The organism is Kitasatospora sp. NPDC058243 (assembly GCF_042882025.1).
Classification (GTDB): Bacteria; Actinomycetota; Actinomycetes; order Streptomycetales; family Streptomycetaceae; genus Kitasatospora.
The window spans coordinates 621-1,366 of record NZ_JBHVWW010000165.1; the positions used below are offsets into that span (position 1 = coordinate 621).

General features: G+C 70.0%; 1 protein-coding gene. It reads right to left on the reverse strand.

The window, feature by feature from the left end; translation table 11 throughout:
- Nucleotides 1–26 precede the first annotated feature (26 nt).
- On the reverse strand, nucleotides 27–746 hold a 720-nt coding region (locus ACFVX9_RS39820; RefSeq protein WP_387987207.1), incomplete at its 5' end, for an IS4 family transposase.

Consider the following 746-nt stretch of genomic DNA (forward strand, 5'->3'; position numbering starts at 1 on the left):
GCGGTACGCATGAACTGGCGGCCCACTTAATGGACGAGCAGGTGGCCCCAGACCTCCTGCTCGACGCCGTCGGGCGAGCGTGAACGCAGGACTTGGGCGGGGCCGCGCTGATGCGTCTTGAGTTCGTCCAGTGTGGTCTCGGTCTCCCACCGCTCGTTGTAGAGGGCGGCCAGCTCCGTTGCGGGTGCGGCTTCGTGGTCGAGGATGGTGGTGATCAGCCGGTACGGGGCGTCGTGCTGCGGGCGGCCGGGGTCGTCCAGGGTGTACTCGATGACCCGCACCACGGTCGGATCGGTGCGTTTGCGGTGATCCTTGGCTGCCACGATGTCGGAGAGGTAGGAGCCGTCGGGGAGTTCACGCCGCACGGGCAGGACGGCGTTGGACTTGATGCGCCAGAGCAGGTCCGCGCCGCCGGCCGATGCCGCCCGCCACTGCTCCAGCCCGGCGAAGCCCCGGTCAGCCATCAGCAGGTCATCCGGCCCAAGAGCATCGAACAGCTCCCGCGCGATCACGGACTCCGCGGTGGTGAACGGCCCCAGAGCCGCGCGGGTGATCGCGTGCGTGCCGCACTCCGCCAAGGCCGCCACCCGCACCTGCGGGAAGGCGGTCCGCTCACCCCGATGGGTGGCGGGACGACCGAACCGCGCGTCGTTCTCCTCGCTGTCCGGCACGTCAAACGTGGTCCCGTCGACCGCCATCAGACGCCAGCGCCCGTACCACGCACCGGAGGTGGACTTGGTCGCCAC